At 62.8% G+C, this 16023-nt stretch carries 14 protein-coding genes and 2 pseudogenes; 9 read left to right on the top strand and 7 right to left on the bottom strand.

The annotated features are described in order from the left end of the window. Positions 1-290: 290 nt before the first annotated feature. Positions 291-593: a UBP-type zinc finger domain-containing protein gene (locus tag GR702_RS17370; RefSeq protein WP_160986993.1), complete on the bottom strand. Its 303-nt coding sequence runs from the start codon at positions 591-593 to the stop codon at positions 291-293. Beyond that, complete coding sequence (locus GR702_RS17375; protein ID WP_160986994.1) at positions 590-2278, bottom strand: FAD-dependent oxidoreductase; 1689 nt, start codon at positions 2276-2278, stop codon at positions 590-592. Before GR702_RS17375 ends, GR702_RS17370 begins: the two co-directional genes overlap by 4 nt. 349 nt (positions 2279-2627) lie before the next feature. Between GR702_RS17375 and GR702_RS17380 the strand changes: the two genes are divergently transcribed. Then, positions 2628-2834, top strand: coding sequence for a cold-shock protein (locus tag GR702_RS17380; RefSeq protein ID WP_007684000.1), 207 nt, complete (start codon positions 2628-2630; stop codon positions 2832-2834). Between the two features lie 89 nt (positions 2835-2923). Then, positions 2924-3259, top strand: a complete 336-nt coding sequence (locus GR702_RS17385; RefSeq protein ID WP_160986995.1) for a DUF6481 family protein — start codon at positions 2924-2926, stop codon at positions 3257-3259. Positions 3260-3497: 238 nt separating this feature from the next. On the opposite strand, the gene GR702_RS17390 is transcribed toward GR702_RS17385, so the two are convergent. Together GR702_RS17390 and GR702_RS17395 are read right to left on the bottom strand one after the other, a co-directional pair. Continuing rightward, positions 3498-3689: a YbdD/YjiX family protein gene (locus tag GR702_RS17390; protein ID WP_160986996.1), complete on the bottom strand. Its 192-nt coding sequence runs from the start codon at positions 3687-3689 to the stop codon at positions 3498-3500. A gap of 14 nt (positions 3690-3703) precedes the next feature. Beyond that, positions 3704-5749 (bottom strand): carbon starvation CstA family protein, encoded by a 2046-nt coding sequence (locus GR702_RS17395; protein WP_160986997.1) that lies wholly within the window; start codon positions 5747-5749, stop codon positions 3704-3706. Between the two features lie 178 nt (positions 5750-5927). Between GR702_RS17395 and GR702_RS17400 the strand changes: the two genes are divergently transcribed. From GR702_RS17400 to GR702_RS17420, 5 genes and pseudogenes are all read left to right on the top strand, one after another. Further along, positions 5928-6443, top strand: coding sequence for a DUF983 domain-containing protein (locus GR702_RS17400; RefSeq protein WP_237449782.1), 516 nt, complete (start codon positions 5928-5930; stop codon positions 6441-6443). 267 nt (positions 6444-6710) lie between these two features. Further along, on the top strand, positions 6711-8888 hold the full coding sequence (locus GR702_RS17405) for a TonB-dependent siderophore receptor (RefSeq protein WP_160986998.1): 2178 nt from the start codon (positions 6711-6713) through the stop codon (positions 8886-8888). A gap of 184 nt (positions 8889-9072) precedes the next feature. Further along, positions 9073-9741 (top strand): hypothetical protein, encoded by a 669-nt coding sequence (locus GR702_RS17410; protein ID WP_202408347.1) that lies wholly within the window; start codon positions 9073-9075, stop codon positions 9739-9741. Positions 9742-10084: 343 nt separating this feature from the next. Next, positions 10085-10228 (top strand): annotated as a pseudogene (locus GR702_RS17415) (IS5/IS1182 family transposase); the annotation flags it as partial. A 103-nt stretch (positions 10229-10331) separates the two neighbouring features. Continuing rightward, positions 10332-11272 (top strand): IS630 family transposase gene (locus GR702_RS17420; protein ID WP_237449783.1). Its coding sequence is split into 2 segments (ribosomal slippage): positions 10332-10677 and positions 10677-11272, totalling 942 coding nucleotides; the frame shifts between segments, so codons are not numbered across the junction. A gap of 12 nt (positions 11273-11284) precedes the next feature. On the opposite strand, the gene GR702_RS17425 is transcribed toward GR702_RS17420, so the two are convergent. Continuing rightward, on the bottom strand, positions 11285-12343 hold the full coding sequence (locus GR702_RS17425) for a glycosyltransferase (RefSeq protein WP_160987000.1): 1059 nt from the start codon (positions 12341-12343) through the stop codon (positions 11285-11287). 250 nt (positions 12344-12593) lie between these two features. Beyond that, a complete protein-coding gene (locus tag GR702_RS17430) occupies positions 12594-13910 on the bottom strand; it encodes a lipopolysaccharide biosynthesis protein (protein ID WP_160987001.1) in 1317 nt (438 codons plus the stop codon). Positions 13911-14242: 332 nt separating this feature from the next. Between GR702_RS17430 and GR702_RS17435 the strand changes: the two genes are divergently transcribed. Next, entirely contained in the window at positions 14243-14437 is a 195-nt protein-coding gene (locus tag GR702_RS17435; protein WP_160987002.1) for a hypothetical protein, read from the top strand. A gap of 441 nt (positions 14438-14878) precedes the next feature. Then, complete coding sequence (locus GR702_RS17440) at positions 14879-15769, top strand: class I SAM-dependent methyltransferase (protein WP_160987003.1); 891 nt, start codon at positions 14879-14881, stop codon at positions 15767-15769. Here the strand turns inward: GR702_RS17440 and GR702_RS22130 are convergent. Beyond that, positions 15766-15976: pseudogene (locus GR702_RS22130) on the bottom strand (IS630 family transposase); the annotation flags it as partial. The gene GR702_RS17440 and the pseudogene GR702_RS22130 overlap by 4 nt on opposite strands. Positions 15977-16023 lie beyond the last annotated feature (47 nt).

The following is a 16023-nucleotide window of genomic DNA, read 5'->3' on the forward strand; positions in this document are numbered from 1 at the left end:
TATCTGACCACGACACGATCAGATCCGCCTGCACATCACCATCACGTCGCATCGCCATCGTCGCTGACCGCCTTCTTTCCGTATCCAGGCTGAATCAGATCACACCGACTTCGTCAACGCGCTGCTAGGCCTTCGGCGAACAAAAGGTTTTGAACCGGCAGTCCTTGCGTGATGCCCGCAAGGAACCCCCAGCGCCGACCGCCTCGCCGTCCGCTGAACCTTTCCCCGGCGTTACCCCGCACTCGCCAGCGGGCGATGAGGCGTGCCTCGCGCCTGTTTGCGCTCGCGCGCTAGAAGAAGCGCGGGATCGGCCCCAGCTGCGGCGTCCGGTCGGGCAGGTCCACCTCCACATCGTCGACATAGCACCAGCCCCAGCCCTCGGGCGGGTCGTAGCCTTCGATGATCGGGTGGTGGCTCGCCGCGAAGTGAGCGCGGGCGTGGCGGTTGGGCGAATCGTCGCAGCAGCCCACGTGCCCGCAGCTGCGGCACAGGCGCAGGTGAACCCAGTAGCTGCCGGTCTCCAGGCACTCCTCGCACCCCTTGGCGCTGGGCATCACTGTGTTGATCGTCGATCGATGCGAACAGCCAGTCATGGCGCGTCCTTTCCCTTGGCGGCGAATCTGGCGTGGATCTGCGCGACGACGGCGGCGCCCTCGCCAACGGCGGCCGCGACGCGCTTGGTCGAGCCTGCGCGCACGTCGCCGATGGCGAACACGCCTGCGATGCCCGTTTCAAGCAGGTCGCAGCCGGTGCCCGCATGGCTTCCGGTCATGACGAAGCCGCGATTGTCGCGCTGGATGCGCTCGGGCAGCCATTCGGAGTTGGGATCGGCGCCGATGAACAGGAACAGGTGGCGCAAGTCGCACCGGCGCAGCGCCCCGCTCGCATTGTCGCGGATCGTCGCGCCCGAAAGGCCGTGCTCGTCGCCCTCCAGTCCCGCGATCTCCGCGCCCACGTGCACCTCGACATTGGGGAGCGCGGCGATCCGCTCGATCAGGTAGCGCGACATCGTCTCGGACAGGTCGCGCCGCACGATCATGTGCAGCCGCTTCACCTGCGGCGCGAGGAAGACCACCGCCTGCCCGGCCGAGTTGCCGCCGCCCACCAGCGCCACTTCCTCGCCCGCACAGAGCCGCGCCTCGATGGGCGAGACCCAGTACGAGACCCCCGCGCCTTCGAACCGCTCCAGCCCCTCGACGCCCGGCCGCCGGTAGCGCGCGCCCGAGGCAACGACCACGGCGCGGGCCCGCACCGCGCCCCCGCCCGCGAGGCGAAGCCGCAGGACGCTGCCGTGCTCTTTGCCCGAACCGGGAGCCTCGTCTTTCGCAGCCTCCTCTTCCAGCGCCTCCACCTCGCAGGGGATCGCCATCTGCGCGCCGAACTTCAGCGCCTGGTTGAAGGCGCGCCCGGCCAGCGCCTGCCCGGAGATGCCGGTGGGAAAGCCCAGGTAGTTCTCGATCCGGGCCGAGGCGCCGGCCTGCCCGCCCATGCTGCGGCAGTCGAGCACGACCACCGAGAGCCCTTCCGAAGCGGCATAGACCGCCGCCGCCAGTCCCGCCGGACCCGCGCCGACGATGGCCACGTCCTGCACCGTCTCGGGGTCGATCTGCGCGGCCATGCCCAGGCACGCGGCCAGCTCGTTCTCGTCCGGGCCGCGCAGGATCGGCCCGGCCGGACAAACCACGAGCGGGTATTCGCCGGGCGCGACGCCAAGGCGCTGCACCAGCTCGCGGCCCTCGCCGTCCTCGCTCACGTCGAGCACGAGGTAGGGATATCCGCTGCGACGCAGGAATTCACCCAGGCGCAGGATCTCCGGGCTGCCGGGCACGCCGATCAGCACGGTGCCCGCGCCCCCTTCCTCGATCAGGCCGACGCGGCGCAGGATCAGCGCGCGCATCACTCTCTCGCCAAGTTCGGCGGCGCCGATCATCAGCGCCCGCAGGTGCGCCGCATCGATCGGCAGCGCGGTGCACCCTTCCGGCCCCGCACTGCCGCCCGCGATCGAGGGGCGACCGGCCAGCTGGTTGATCTCGCCGGTGAACTGCCCGGGCCCATGGCTGGTGATCCGCGCCTCGCGGTTGAGGCCGTCGCGGCGGCGCACCTCGATGCTGCCTTCCACCACGAGCCAGGTGGGCGAATCGACGTCGCCAATGGCATAGACGCTCTCCCCGGCGGCGAAGCGCCTTTCCGGGCCGCTGGCGAAGCGCCGCGCCTCCGCGATCTCGCCCGGGCCAAGGACCGGGAACATCTGGTGCTCGCGCTCTGCAATGCTGCTCAAGGCGGAAATTCTCCCTCGGCGGGGAAGGTGGCCGCGCCACCGGCCACGCTTCGTGCGCCCGCCAGTATACGCAGGTTTCGGGTCGATCTGTCGAGCCGCGATGTGCAGGCCGGGCACAGGCTGGGAGGCAGGCGTCCGGACGCCCCCGTCCGGCTTCCCGCACGCATCGGCGCGGCGGCGCGCGGCAGCGGTGGCTATTCGCGCAGCATGTGCTATAGGCGGTCGGGCTGATGTCGCCATCGACGGATATCGGGCCGCTTCAGCTGCTCCCTTGTCCCTTTTGCTTCGCGAAGCCGGGATGCCCCGCGTTGGAGCATGCCCGCCAAACCTCGGACAAGGAATGCGTCCCATGATCACCGGAAAAGTAAAGTTCTTCAATGCCGACAAGGGCTATGGTTTCATCGCGCCTGAAGGCGGCGGCGACGATGCCTTCGTGCACATCTCGGCCGTCGAGCGTGCCGGCATGCGCACGCTCGACAAGGAGCAGCGCGTCTCCTACGAGCTGGAAACCGATCGCCGCGGCAAGACCTCGGCCGTGAACCTCCAGCCCGCCTGATCGGGCCGGAACGGGAAGCGGCCGGCCAGCCGGGCGCTTCCCACCCCTTTCCCACACTACGTTTTTTCGAGAAGACCAGGTAGCAGTCGATGGCAGGATACAAGGAACCCGGCATTCAGGATCGCGTCAATGCGGCGGCACAGGCCCGTGCCAAGGCGCTCGCGAAGCTGAAGGCCAAGGCGCCGATCGACCCGGCAGTGCAGGCGGAGCGTCTCGCCAGGGCCGCAGCCCGCGAAGCGGCCGAGGCCGAGAAGCGCGAAGCGGCCAAGGCCGCGCGCGAGGCCCGCGCCGCCGAGAAGGCCGAAAAGGCCGAGAAGGCGCGTCAGGCCGCGGAAGCCGCGAACGCGAAGGCCTCCATGTCCGAGGCCGAGAAGAAGGCGCTGCGCGATGCGCGCTATGCCGCGCGCAAGGCACGCAAGAAGTAGGACCGAAAGGGTCCTTCCCTCATTCCCCGCTAGGCATTTGACCGACGGCCGCTCGTCCCTTTCCGGGATGAGCCCGTCGCCGCTGCGCGCCTTCCAGCGCCGCCGTTCCTGGCGCATCTGCCGACGGTAAACGGCAAGGCGGCTCGGCCCAGCTCGGAGCAGCCCGTACCCACTCCGTAAAAGGGCAGGCCGGGCAAAGCGCAGGCCCCGCAGCGACCCTGCGCTTCCGCCCTTCGACCTAGCAGCACTTGCCTCCGCCCGCGCCGCCGTAGCGCGCCTGCTCGCGGTTGCGGAAGAACTCGAGCCGGGTCAACGGCGCGGCTTCGGGATGGTGGTGCGCCATATGGGCGAGGTAGGCCTCGTAGGGAGGCTGCCCCACCATCAGGCGCAGCATGTCGCGCACCCGCTTCATGACGTCCCTTTGCTTCATGACGCCGCGCCGCTTCATGACGCAGCGACCATGTGCGCCGGGCTCTCGTTCACGGTCGGCCGCTCCTCGCGCAGCGCGGCAATGCAGGTGCGCACGGTGAAGAACAGCAGCGACAGCACCACCGCCAGGAACAGCGCGCACAGACCTGCGTCCACGCGGTCGTTGAAGACGATCGCCTCCATCTCGGCCATCGACTTGGCAGGGGCGAGCACGGTGCCCGCTTCCAGCGCCGCGCCGAACTTCGCCGCATGGGCAAGGAAGCCGACCGCCGGGTCGGTGGACAGCAGCTTGAGCGTCCCCGCGCTCAGCGTGCAGACCAGCAGCCATGCGGTGGGAACCACCGTCACCCAGGCATAGCGCTGCCGCTTCATGCGGAACAGCACCACGGTCGAGAGCATGAGCGCCACGGCCGCGAGCATCTGGTTGGAGATGCCGAACACCGGCCAGAGCGTGTTCACCCCGCCCAGCGGATCGGTGACGCCCTGATAGAGGAAGAAGCCCCAGCTCGCCACGCACAGTGCCGTCGCCACCACGCCCGGCACCCATGACGTGCCCGCCCGGAACGATGGCACCACGAGGCCGATGAGATCCTGCAGCATGAAGCGCCCGGCGCGGGTCCCGGCGTCCACCGCGGTCAGGATGAACAGCGCCTCGAACAGGATCGCGAAGTGATACCAGAAGGCCTTCATCGCGCTCCCCCCGGCGATGTGGGCGAAGATCTCGGCCATGGCCACCGCCAGCGTCGGCGCGCCGCCGGTGCGCGAGACGATGGTGTGCTCGCCCACGTCGCGCGCGGTCTGCGCCAGCGTCTCGGCGCTGACCGGGAAGCCCATCGCGGTGACCGCCTGCGCCGCGCTCGCGGGGTCGGTGCCCAGCACGGCGGCGGGGCTGTTCATCGCGAAGTAGATGCCCGGATCGAGGATCGAGGCGCCCACCAGCGCCATGATCGCCACGAACGCCTCCATCAGCATCGCCCCATAGCCGATGAAGGGCGCGTCGGTCTCGGCGCCGATCAGCTTGGGCGTGGTGCCGCTGGCGATCAAGGCGTGGAAGCCCGAGACCGCCCCGCAGGCGATGGTGATGAACAGGAACGGGAACAGCGCGCCCGACCATGCCGGACCGCCGCCGCCGGTAAACTGGGTCAGCGCGGGCATCCGCAGCGGCGGCGCCATGACGACGATGCCGATAGCCAGCGCCGCGATCGCGCCGATCTTCAGGAAGGTCGACAGGTAGTCGCGCGGGGCGAGCAGCAGCCAAACCGGCAGCAGCGAGGCGAGCGCGCCGTACCCGATCAGGATCCAGCACAGGGCCTGCGGCGTGAAAGTGAAGACCGGTCCCCAGAACGCCGAGGCCGCCACATCCTGCCCCAGCACGATGGCCGCGATCAGCCCGATGAAGCCCAGCACCGAAACCTCGCCGATGCGGCCCGGCCGGATCCAACGAGTATAGATGCCCATCAGCAGCGCGAGCGGTATCGTCGCCGCCACGGTGAACATGCCCCAGGGGCTTTCCGCCAGCGCCCGCACCACGATGAGCGCCAGCACGGCAAGGATGATGACCATGATGAGGAAGGCGCCCGCCAGCGCGATGGTGCCCGCGACCGGACCCATCTCCATGCGGACGAGCTCGCCCAGCGAACGCCCGTCGCGCCGCATCGAGATGAACAGGACCATGAAGTCCTGCACCGCGCCCGCCAGCACGACGCCGAAGATGATCCACAAGGTGCCCGGCAGGTAGCCCATCTGCGCAGCCAGCACCGGCCCCACCAGCGGCCCCGCCCCCGCGATCGCCGCGAAGTGGTGGCCGAACAGGACACGCCTGTCGGTCGCCACGTAGTCGAGCCCGTCCGCCCGGTAGATCGCCGGAGTGGCGCGGGCGCCGTCCAGCGCCATGACGTGCCGGGCGATGAACAGCGCGTAGTAGCGGTAGGCGACGAGGAACGAGCTGACCGCCGCGACCACGATCCACAGCGCGTTCACCGGCTCCCCGCGCGAGACCGCCAGCACGGCGAGGCAGGCGGCGCCCACCAGCGCAAGGATGATCCACGGGATATGCTTCAAGGCCTGCTCTCCTGCCGCTGCCGTTCGTCTTCGCGCGAGGTCCTAGGACAGATCGAGGCGAAACAGAAGGATGGAGCGCCAGGTCACGCGCCGATTGACAGTCCTGCGAACCGGCGCTCATGGTCGGGCGGCACCGCGTCCGTTCCCGGGCAGCCCGACGAAGCAAGGCAGGCACGACATGGCAGACGAAGAGCAGGCCCGCGATCCCGCACGCGATGGCCCGTCGCCGGGAGCGGGAGCGGGAGCCGACATCGGGACCGGCGTCGTGGTCGAGGACGGCGTCAGGGCCGCGAAGGGCAAGTGGATTTTCCACTGCGGGCTCAAGGGGCTGTGCCCGCGCTGCGGCAAGGGACGCATGTTCCGCAAGTGGCTCAAGCTGCAGGACAGGTGCCCCGCCTGCGGCCTCGACTACGCCTTCGCCGCGCCGGACGATGGCCCGGCGTTCTTCTCGCTGTGCATCATCGCCTTCCCGCTGACCTTCTTCGCGGTGTGGCTGCAGGTGCGGTTCGAGCCGCCGTTCTGGGTGCACCTGCTCACCTCTTTCCCGCTGCTGGCGATCGGCTGCGTCGTACCGCTGCAGTTCATCAAGGGCTGGCTGGTCGCGTCGCAATACGTGAACAAGGCGCAGGAAGCTGGCACCGAAAAGCTCTGGGCCGACCTCAACGCCCGCCACGCAGAGGGCCGCGAGGACTGAGCCAAACCGCCCCGCCGAGGCCCGCAACCTTTCCCGGCCCTATGTAGCTTTCCTGCACCTCTCTCGGCACCTTCTCGGCCCAGAGCCCACTTTGCAGTTGCGAATGAGTTTCAGTACCATTAGCGGGGCGGCAATTCGGCTCTCCGGTGCCCGCACGCGTGGGCGATCGAAAGCGGCCGAGCCAATCGCGACGGGCCGCGCCTTGCCAGGCGCGTCCGGACAGGAATGGCGGGTCGACGGGGGCCGGCCGAACAGGGATCGAGCAGTATGAACTCCAGAATCGCACTCATGATCGGCGGCGCGCTCGCCGTCTACGCCATGCCCGCAAGCGCGCAGACGGCGTCAGAAGCAGGCCCCGGCCCGGACGAGATCGTGGTGACCGGCCGCTACACGATCGACGACAAGATAGACACCGCCACCGGCCTCGGCCTGTCGATCCAGGAGACGCCGCAGTCGGTCAGCGTGATGACCGCGCAGCGCATCCTCGACCAGAACCTGATCAGCGTGAAGGACGTCATCGTCAACGCGGTGGGCGTGTCCGCCAATGAGTTCGACGACGTTCGCAACGAGTTCTTCGCGCGCGGCTTTGAAATCCGCAACACCCAGATCGACGGCGTGCCCGCGGCATGGACGCTCGCGGGCGGCAACGGCGAGACAAGCATCGACGTGTCGATCTACGAGCGCGTCGAGATCGTGCGCGGCGCGACCGGCCTGCTCTCGGGCGCGGGCGATCCCTCCGCCTCGGTCAACCTCGTGCGCAAGCATGCCGATGCCACCGAGCTGACCGGCTACGCCACGGCGAGCATCGGCAGCTGGAACACCTGGCGCCTCTCGGCCGACGTCGGCGGCGCGCTCACCTCCGATGGCCGCGTGCGCGCCCGCGCGGTGGGCCGCTACGAGGAGGGCGAGTTCTACATGGACATCCAGAAGCGCAAGAAGTGGGTCCTCTACGGCGTGGTCGAGGCGGACCTCACCGATTCCACGCTCGTGCGCGCGGGCATCAGCCACCAGGACACCAATCCGCGCGGGGCGACCTGGGGCTCGCTGCCCACGTTCTACACCGACGGCACCCGCACCGACCTGCCGCGCTCGCAGACCACGGCGGCCGACTGGACCTACTGGAACTCCACCAACCAGAACATCTTCGCCACCGTGAGCCAGGACTTCGGCGAAAGGTGGAACCTGACGGTCAACTACAACCGCCTGCGCAACACCGGCGACACCAAGTTGCTCTACCTCTACGGCGGCGTCGACAAGGCGACCGGCGCGATCGAATCGAGCAACCCCTACCAGTCGAAGGGTGTCAGCACCCAGAACAGCATCGACGCGCAGCTGAAAGGCAGCGTCAACCTGTTCGGGCGCGACCACGAGATCGTGCTGGGCGCGCTCTACAGCGAACTCAAGCGCCACACCGACAACATCGTCGCGCCCTATACCGAGAACAACCCCGCCTGGGGCGAAGGGCTGAACTCGTGGGCCACGGACGTCCCGCTCATCGGCCAGAACGGCGTCCCCTTCCCCGAGCCGGACTGGAACCCCGGCCTTGTCCGCAACGAGCAGGAGCGCATCGAGCAGACCGGCTATTACGGCGCGGTGCGCCTCAACGTGGCGGACCCGCTCAAGGTCATCGTCGGTGGCCGCCTCGCCAGTTGGAACCAGAAGGGCTTCGCCTGGAGCGGCCCCAGCGACTATGGCGACGACAACGTGTTCATCCCCTATGTCGGCGCGCTCTACGACGTGGCGGAAAACCACCGCGTCTATGCCAGCTACACCCGCATCTTCCAGCCCCAGAACCTGCGCGACCGCGACCTGCAGCTGATCGACCCGCTTGACGGCAACGCTTACGAGATCGGCCTGAAGAGCAGCTTCTTCGGCGATGCGCTGCAGACCTCGCTCGCGCTGTTCCGCATCGAGCAGGACAACGTGGGCATCGTCGACGGAGCGCCCATCCCTGTCCCCGGCAGCACGCCGCTCCAGCCCTATCGCGCAGCGCAGGGCGTCGTCAGCAAGGGCTTCGAGATCGAAGTCACCGGCCAGCCGCTGCCGGGCTGGAACCTCAACGCCAGCTACAGCCAGTTCAAGGCCGAGGACGCCAACGACGTCGCCGCGAACACCGACCAGCCGCGCAAGCTGCTCAAGATCTTCACCACCTACGACCTGCCCGGCTTCCTGGAAGGCCTGACCGTGGGCGGCGGCGTGAACTACCGCAGCAAGGCCTACATCGACGGGCTCAACCCCTACCTGAACACGCCCTTCCGCTTCCAGCAGGACGGGTACACGCTGGTCAGCCTGATGGCGCGCTACAACGTGAACGAAGCGCTGCAGATCCAGGGCAACCTGGAGAACCTGTTCGACAAGAAGTACTACAGCCAGATCGGCTCGTTCAGCCAGTACCGCTACGGCGCCCCGCGCAACTTCACGGTGAGCGCGAACTACCGCTTCTGACGCCCTGCCCATCCTGAGCGCCCAAGGGTGCGCGAGGTGCACGCAAGCACTTCGCGCACCCTTTTTTCATGCGCCGGGCGACGCGGTTAAATTCTGGCAACACGGGCCTGCAGCAATCCCCGGCTGCGGATTTTCCGATTATCTCGTCCGCGCGGTGCACGATTCGCCGCAAATGGGGGTAATCATGAAGACGATCCATACTCTGGCGCTGCCTTGCGCGGCGCTGTTCGCGCATCCGCTGGCCGCGCAGACCTTGCCCGCACCGGTACTGGGCACTGCCCAGGTCCAGACGGTGGTCGCGACGCCGGTCGCAACGCTGCTGCCGTCGACGCAGCCGGACATCCTGCGCGCGGGAACCGCCATCGCCTTGGTGACGCGCGAGGAACTGACAACCAAGAAGAAAAAGCTCCGCGTGGGCCAGCGCTTCCAGATGGAAGTTGCGGAGAACGTGACGCACAACGGTCTCGTCGTGATCCCGTCGGGCACGCCCGCCATCGGCGAAGTGACCGAAGTGCGCAACAAGGGCATGTGGGGCAAGTCGGGCTACATCGGCGCCCGCGTCGTCTCGCTCAGCCTCAACGGCCGCAACGTTCGTGTGAGCGGCACTTTCGACGACAAGGGCGTCACCGGCACGGGCGGCGTGATCGCGGCGATTGCCCTGGTTCCGATTGCGGGCTTCCTGACCACCGGCACCAGCGCGTTCATCGCCAGCGGCTCGGGCGTGAAAGGCTTTCTGGATGAAGACCTGTCGTTCCTGGCGACGCAGCCACAGCCACAGCCACAGGCGCAGGCCTTCCCGGCTGCGGCCCCGGCTGCCCCGGCAGTGCTGACCTCGACCTCGCTCACGAAGTAAGCCGCCGATCGAACCTGCCCTGTGATGCTACGCGCATGCGGGGCAGGCGTTCGGATGTGATTATGGGGGAAGGACGGCTGGAGCGGGTAGAGGGAGCACGCCATAATCGTACATGGCAGCGGGCCTCAGTTTAGCGCGGGTTCGATTCCCTGGAGCGCTCCGCCTGGAGCATACCTTGCGGCGGGTGCGTCTTTAGCAAGAAGCAGCGAAGCGGCCACAGATACATCATATGTGTGAACTCACGCGCAAGCACAGCAACGGCTAGATCCGCTCCTGATCAATGACCTGAGAGCCCGTTTGATAAGGGTTGAGCGACAGCGGCTTTACCAACGCGCGTTGGTATTATTGGTGGTTTCGCCGCTTCGTGCGCCGACTGCTGTTCCGCACGATCCACGACATGGCGCTGATGCTCGACCGGGAGCGTGAGGCACGCGAGCAGAGCCCATCCGCGGCGGTGGTCGACAGCCAATCGGTCAAGGCACCGTCCGGCGGCGGCTAGAGCGGTTTTCGACCGTTCTGAATCGGCATGGGATTCCCTTCGGGCGCGATTTCTGATTCAGAATCCATGCTGGTGAAGGAGGCCGGCATGGATGGCTCTTTCAATGGATTTGCGCACTCGGCTTTTGGCAGCGGTGGATAGTGGATCGAGTTGCCGTGCTGCGGCGGACCGGTTCGGTGTGGCACCATCAACGGCGGTCCGATGGCGAGCACAGCAGCGCGAGACGGGTGACATTGCCCCAAAGCCCCGCGGCGGGGATATGCGCTCGCGGCGGATGGAAGAGCGGGCAGCGGACATTCTGGCCATTTGGGAGGAGCGTAGGGACATCACCCTCGAAGAACTGCGTTTGGCGCTGGCGGACAAGGGCATGGTCGTTTCCGTGGCCGGGCTACATCGCTTTTTTGTTCGCCGTGGACTGACGCGCAAAAAAAGACAGGCCATGCGATAGAGCAAGATCGACCAGACGTCCTGAAGCAGCGTCAGGACTGGTTCGAGGGGCAACTCGATCTCGAACCGGAGCGCCTGGTCTTCATCGACGAAACCTGGACCGCGACCAATATGACCCGCAGCCACGGCCGTTGCCCGAAAGGCGAGCGGTTGCGGATGGGCTTCCCGCACGGCCATCGCAAGACAACCACCCTGGTCGCCGGCCTGCGCATGACCGGCATGGTCGCACCCATGGTGCTCGATGGACCGATTAACGGCGACTGGTTCGAAGCCTACGTCGCTCAGGTCCTCGTCCCGGAACTGCGGCCCGGCGACGTCGTCATCATGGACAACCTGTCGAGCCACAAGCGCGCATCGATGCAGGTGCTTATCGAGGCCGCAGGCGCAACCCTGCGCTTTCTCCCGCCCTACAGCCCCGACTTCAACCCAATCGAGAAGGCCTTTTCCCGCCTCAAGGCCATGCTCCGCAAAGCGGGCGAGCGAACGGTCAGCGGCCTGTGGAGCTTGATCGGCAAACTCGTCGATATCTTCCAGCCTCAGGAATGCGCCAACTACTTCAAATCATGTGGCTACGAACCAGAATGATCGAAAACCGCTCTAGTATTTTCTACGTTTAGCCACGCATATAGCCAGCGCATCTAGGGCAAGGTTTTTGTTTTGCTTAATTCCACCTAAAGTTTGCCTGTACATTCCGCCTGTAACATAAGAAATGTATCTCGCAACGCCCGCTATTTTATTTCCACGGATCATCTTCAGCCTCTTACTGAAAATGTACGCATGCTGACGCAGATGCTCTTGGCGATTTTTTAGTTGATGTTCTGAAAACAGGCATGAGTCCCACTCATTTACATCTATGCCTTCAGAAAGATCAGCAATTTCCTCAAGAAACTCTTTGCGTTTAAGGAGATAAGAATCATACTTAAGTCTGATAGATTTGATAATCTCTTTTTTAGAGCGTTCAATGCGGGCAAATCCGCTTACGTTTTGATCATGCTGTCTGTAATTTGCAAGCTTGTCAGGAAGATTGTATATTTTACCTGAAAGAAGGGCTAGCTGTGTAACCCAGCGGTCATGAGATACTTTCCTTTCCTCTTCAATCACATCCATAGGTCTAGTATTATAGTCAATAATATCGATCAAAGCGCGGGGGAAAGTGCACACGAAGCCGGAAAAATTGATTAGCGGGTCCATAACGGATATCTCGCCTTTCGGAACTTTTCTTGTCTCCAGTCCTGCCGGCTCGCCTTTCTTCGTGAACTTCAAAGCGTCATGAACGCAAAGCACGACACCAGGTCTCGCCAAGGCTTCGAGGGACATCTCGATCTTATTCGGCTCCCAAATGTCGTCTTGATCAGAGAACGCGATGAAGTCACCTTCACACAAAGAGGCAGCCTTCATGAAATTAGATGAGAAATAAAGTCGCTGTTCATTGCGGATGAAGCGCACCTTGAAGGGTGCTACCTCTGTAAATTTTTCCACAATCTGCTGGGTCTCATCCGATGATTGATCATCAGTTATGACCAACTCCCAAGGCAGATGAGTTTGAGCTAGAAAGGAATCTAGCTGCTCTTGGATGAAGCGAGCGCCATTGTATGTCGCCATCGCGATCGAGACGCGAGCATCTTGAGGAGAGGCAAGATTTGCTGGTAGGCTCACCGTTTAACAACTCCTAAAATCTTAAGTATTTGTTCTCATGAACATTGCAGCGCTAGCAGCACTCTGAAAATCACTCGTCGGCGTCGAGCAGACTGTCGGGCGTGCCGGTGTCAAGCCATGCGAAGCCGCCCCGCCAATGACAGCAACCTTTCTGCGATAGCTATCCGGCAGCCCGGCGTTTTTCTTTCGTCTCACCGGACTACACTTTTTGTGCACTCCCCTTCTCCTATCAGAAAAAGTCCGCGATCGCTCAGCAAGATCTGCGGCGCTCATCGAAGCCCCGCTCTCGCCAGATTACAAACAGCAACCAGAAAAGAGATGCGCCATATCCGAACGCCCATGCTGCAGATGTTGCGACTGCCGGTCCTACGCCGCGCAGATAATGAATGCCAACGGCCATAGCGATGACGAACAGGGTGAAATTGACAATATTGATGGTAAGCATTGCCCTCATTTCACGCAATGCAACCAGGGCTGGCGTCACCCAGAACAGGCTGGTGGAGATCGCTGTTCCGACAAGCAGTATTCGAAACGGCAAAACTGCGCCCAGGTAAGCGGATCCATATACGAACGTGATGACATGCGGCAACGCCAGTGCCAGCAGCAGGCAGCTGAACATCACAATGACGGCGAATGGAACGGCTATACGACGCACGACAGCCAGGATGGCTGCGGGGCCCTCGCGACGCAACGCGCTGAAATCCTGCAGGATCAGGGTTGCTATCGCTTGGTTCGCAAGTTGCACGATCGATACGAGGGAGCGGGCGAGGCGATAAAAGCCGACAGAGCTATCGGACGCTACCAGTCCCACCACCAACGTATCGCCTTCTTTCATCAACGACGAAAGGCAGGACGTGAAATAGCCGGCAACCATCATCCGCCAGTACGCCGGCGCCTGGTCTCGCCTTAGGAGCCCAAGGTGGGGACGCCGGAGCACATGCACATGCATGTTCTTTGAGACATCGCGAAGCTGGTTCAGCTTCACGACGAGGCTGACGGCCTGTGAGAGCACATACCCCAGTGCTGCCAGAAACAACCTGCCCGAAAAACCCCAGACCAGGGAGGTCACTAGCACCATCTGCAGCGAAATCTGCATGACTGGGACAAAGGAGAGTGAGTAGATGCGCTTCGCATCTCGCATCAAACTCACCCAGGCAGCATCCGCAAAGCTCAAAAACCTGAACAGGCCGATCAGAGCCGCCGCGGCGATAATATCAGCGGACGCGTCGAGCGCTCCCAAAAGAGCCACGCCTACGATGAACGAGACAACTCCCGAAATCAGCTTCGTGATGAACTCAACCAAAAGTGAGGATGAGAGATAACGTTGAGCGGCCGCCGTATCGCCGTCCTCCTTGGCCTCAATCCAGAAGCTTGTGAGGGCTTCTGCAGTCCGAAATCCCAGAAAATTACCGATGAGCGATGAACTGGCGATCAGAAGCGCCCACTTGCCGAACTGCTCTGGACCGAAAAATCTCGCCAGTATTACGCTCTGTATAAACGAAATGCCGACACTGATAAGTTGCCCACCCAGTACCGCGGAGCTGTTTTTAACCAACCGTTTGATCATAAGATCTGATTCCAGCCCGCACTCAGGCCTACTTTTGCAATCTGCGCGTGCGAACGCCCGGATTACAGCCTAGTGTCGGGAGACAGCTAGCCTCCAGCAAGCGGCAATGCAACATGATCCCAAGTTTCGGTGATCACCTGCCATTGTCGGAATGCCGCCGGAGAACAGACCGATGATGCCGGTTCGCACAGTCGCCATACTGGGCGACGAGGCGGGCTTCCCACAGCAGCCGGGCCGCATCAAGGAACGGGAACGGTCGGGGCGTCACTGCCGGACAGTCCGCCGACGGTGATGCGGCCGAGCCTCGGCTGCCTGATGGGGGAGAGCACAGCATGAGCGAGCGAGCATCACTCAAGATCGTGCAGATTGCCGTTGATGTGGGGGATGGCGATTACTGCGCCATCAGCCTGACTCAAGAGCGCAGAGATCTGCTCATCGGCTTCATCAAGGCTCTTTCCGAGGGCCCGATCAAGCTTGTTCGCCTGATCGCCACGTCAAGCGCCCACTGGACGCGGCCCTCCGCCTAAAGGCCGAGGACCAGGCGGGTGATGCTGAGCACGATGACGGCCAAGGCACGCGCAAAGGCGGGCCACCGGCTCCACATATCCATCAGATGGCGCGCGGGTTCGGTACGTGATAATGCCCGCCTCGAAATCTCGGGGGCGTAATGACTTTCTTCGCGTTCTTTCGCCGGTGGCTCGCAGCAGTTTTTCGAGCAAATGATGTTGCCCGTCGGGTGTTATCCAATGCACCTTCGGCAAACCTTGCGGGGAGTGCGAGGAGTTTCGGCAATGGTAACCCCTTGATGCGATGCCATTTTCTGCTTACATTCTAAAAATACTGTGGAGCCGATTCTTGCGGCCGGATGTTCGGTCGTATCGGCAAATAATGGTCGGGGTCGGATAAACGAATTTGCAGGGCTATATTAATAATTCATAGTGAACGCTTATTTTACACAAGGGTGATTGATGAATTTTGTTCAGAGAAGCGAGTGCCCTGTTTGTGAGAGTCAAAACTGCACAACTCTCGTCAAGATACCGTTCGTCGCTCCAGTAATGATGAATTTCATTCAGGATTACTATCAAGGGCGTCCGGACCCATCTCTTTTCGTCGCCGACGATTACCATTTGGTGGAGTGCGAGCGTTGCTCTTGCGTCTATCAAAAGGCAATTTTGTCGTCAGATAACATGGATGCGCTGTATGAGGATTGGGTATCCGACGAAGGGCGAAAGAAAAAAGATCGTCGGCGAATAAAAGATATGAATACTTATATGAGGGACTTTAAGGTTCTTGAGGCTTTGACCAATAGACGCCCTCATGATATAAGCGTTCTTGAGTTTGGTTTGGGGTGGGGGCATTGGTCGCGGTTGGCTAAAGCTTTCAACTTCAATGTGTCGGGCGCGGAACTTGCAGAAGACCGGGTTGCGAATGCGTTGGCGCATGGCATCCCTATCGTCAGCGATCTATCGTCCGTCCCAGACGAGCATTACGACATCATCTATTCAGATCAGGTCTTGGAGCACTTGCCCCATCCCGCAGCAATGATGTCCGAATTTTCTAGAATGCTGAAGCCAGGCGGTTTCATTGTGACGAAGGTTCCTAGCGACAAGGGAATGTCAAAAAAACTGAACCCTGCAACCTTTAAGCCGGCTCACGATGCGGTACATCCGCTGGAGCATATCAATTTATTCCGCCGTTCGACTTTTGACTTCATGGCACAAGAAAACAACTTGATACAGGTGAAAGTGCCTTATGTCGAAGGGCTTAGCCGTCCCGTCGAATTTCTTAGGGAGAGAAAGCGGGGCATTCAAAATAAGGCGCATCAAAGTACTGCGATTTTTCATAAGACAAGGAATTAGAGTGGACTCTGATCAGTCTGGTCATATCCGCACGAGCAAGTAATTGGCGCACTCGTCGGGACAGAAGAGATCGACAAGCATGCCGAGGAGGGCGCAGAGGCCGGAGACGGTCCGCTCGCCTGCCTTCCTTAGCATGGCCTTGAGGCGGGAGAAGGCTTTTTCGATTGGATTGAGGTCAGGGCTGTAGGGAAGGAAGCGCACGAGCGCAGCAAGCCCATTGATCCCTTCATCAATTCACATGCTTCCCTGGCGCC

The organism is Novosphingobium silvae (assembly GCF_009856825.1).
Lineage (GTDB): Bacteria > Pseudomonadota > Alphaproteobacteria > Sphingomonadales > Sphingomonadaceae > Novosphingobium > Novosphingobium silvae.

Excerpts from the sequence above, each read along its gene's own strand:
- GR702_RS17380 (WP_007684000.1), top strand. The coding sequence starts at position 2,628 with ATGATCACCGGAAAAGTAAAGTTCTTCAATGCCGACAAGGGCTATGGT.
- GR702_RS17370 (WP_160986993.1), bottom strand. The coding sequence starts at position 593 with ATGACTGGCTGTTCGCATCGATCGACGATCAACACAGTGATGCCCAGC.
- GR702_RS17390 (WP_160986996.1), bottom strand. The coding sequence starts at position 3,689 with ATGAAGCAAAGGGACGTCATGAAGCGGGTGCGCGACATGCTGCGCCTG.
- GR702_RS17400 (WP_237449782.1), top strand. The coding sequence starts at position 5,928 with ATGGCAGACGAAGAGCAGGCCCGCGATCCCGCACGCGATGGCCCGTCG.
- GR702_RS17410 (WP_202408347.1), top strand. The coding sequence starts at position 9,073 with ATGAAGACGATCCATACTCTGGCGCTGCCTTGCGCGGCGCTGTTCGCG.
- GR702_RS17435 (WP_160987002.1), top strand. The coding sequence starts at position 14,243 with ATGAGCGAGCGAGCATCACTCAAGATCGTGCAGATTGCCGTTGATGTG.
- GR702_RS17430 (WP_160987001.1), bottom strand. The coding sequence starts at position 13,910 with ATGATCAAACGGTTGGTTAAAAACAGCTCCGCGGTACTGGGTGGGCAA.
- GR702_RS17405 (WP_160986998.1), top strand. The coding sequence starts at position 6,711 with ATGAACTCCAGAATCGCACTCATGATCGGCGGCGCGCTCGCCGTCTAC.
- GR702_RS17385 (WP_160986995.1), top strand. The coding sequence starts at position 2,924 with ATGGCAGGATACAAGGAACCCGGCATTCAGGATCGCGTCAATGCGGCG.
- GR702_RS17440 (WP_160987003.1), top strand. The coding sequence starts at position 14,879 with ATGAATTTTGTTCAGAGAAGCGAGTGCCCTGTTTGTGAGAGTCAAAAC.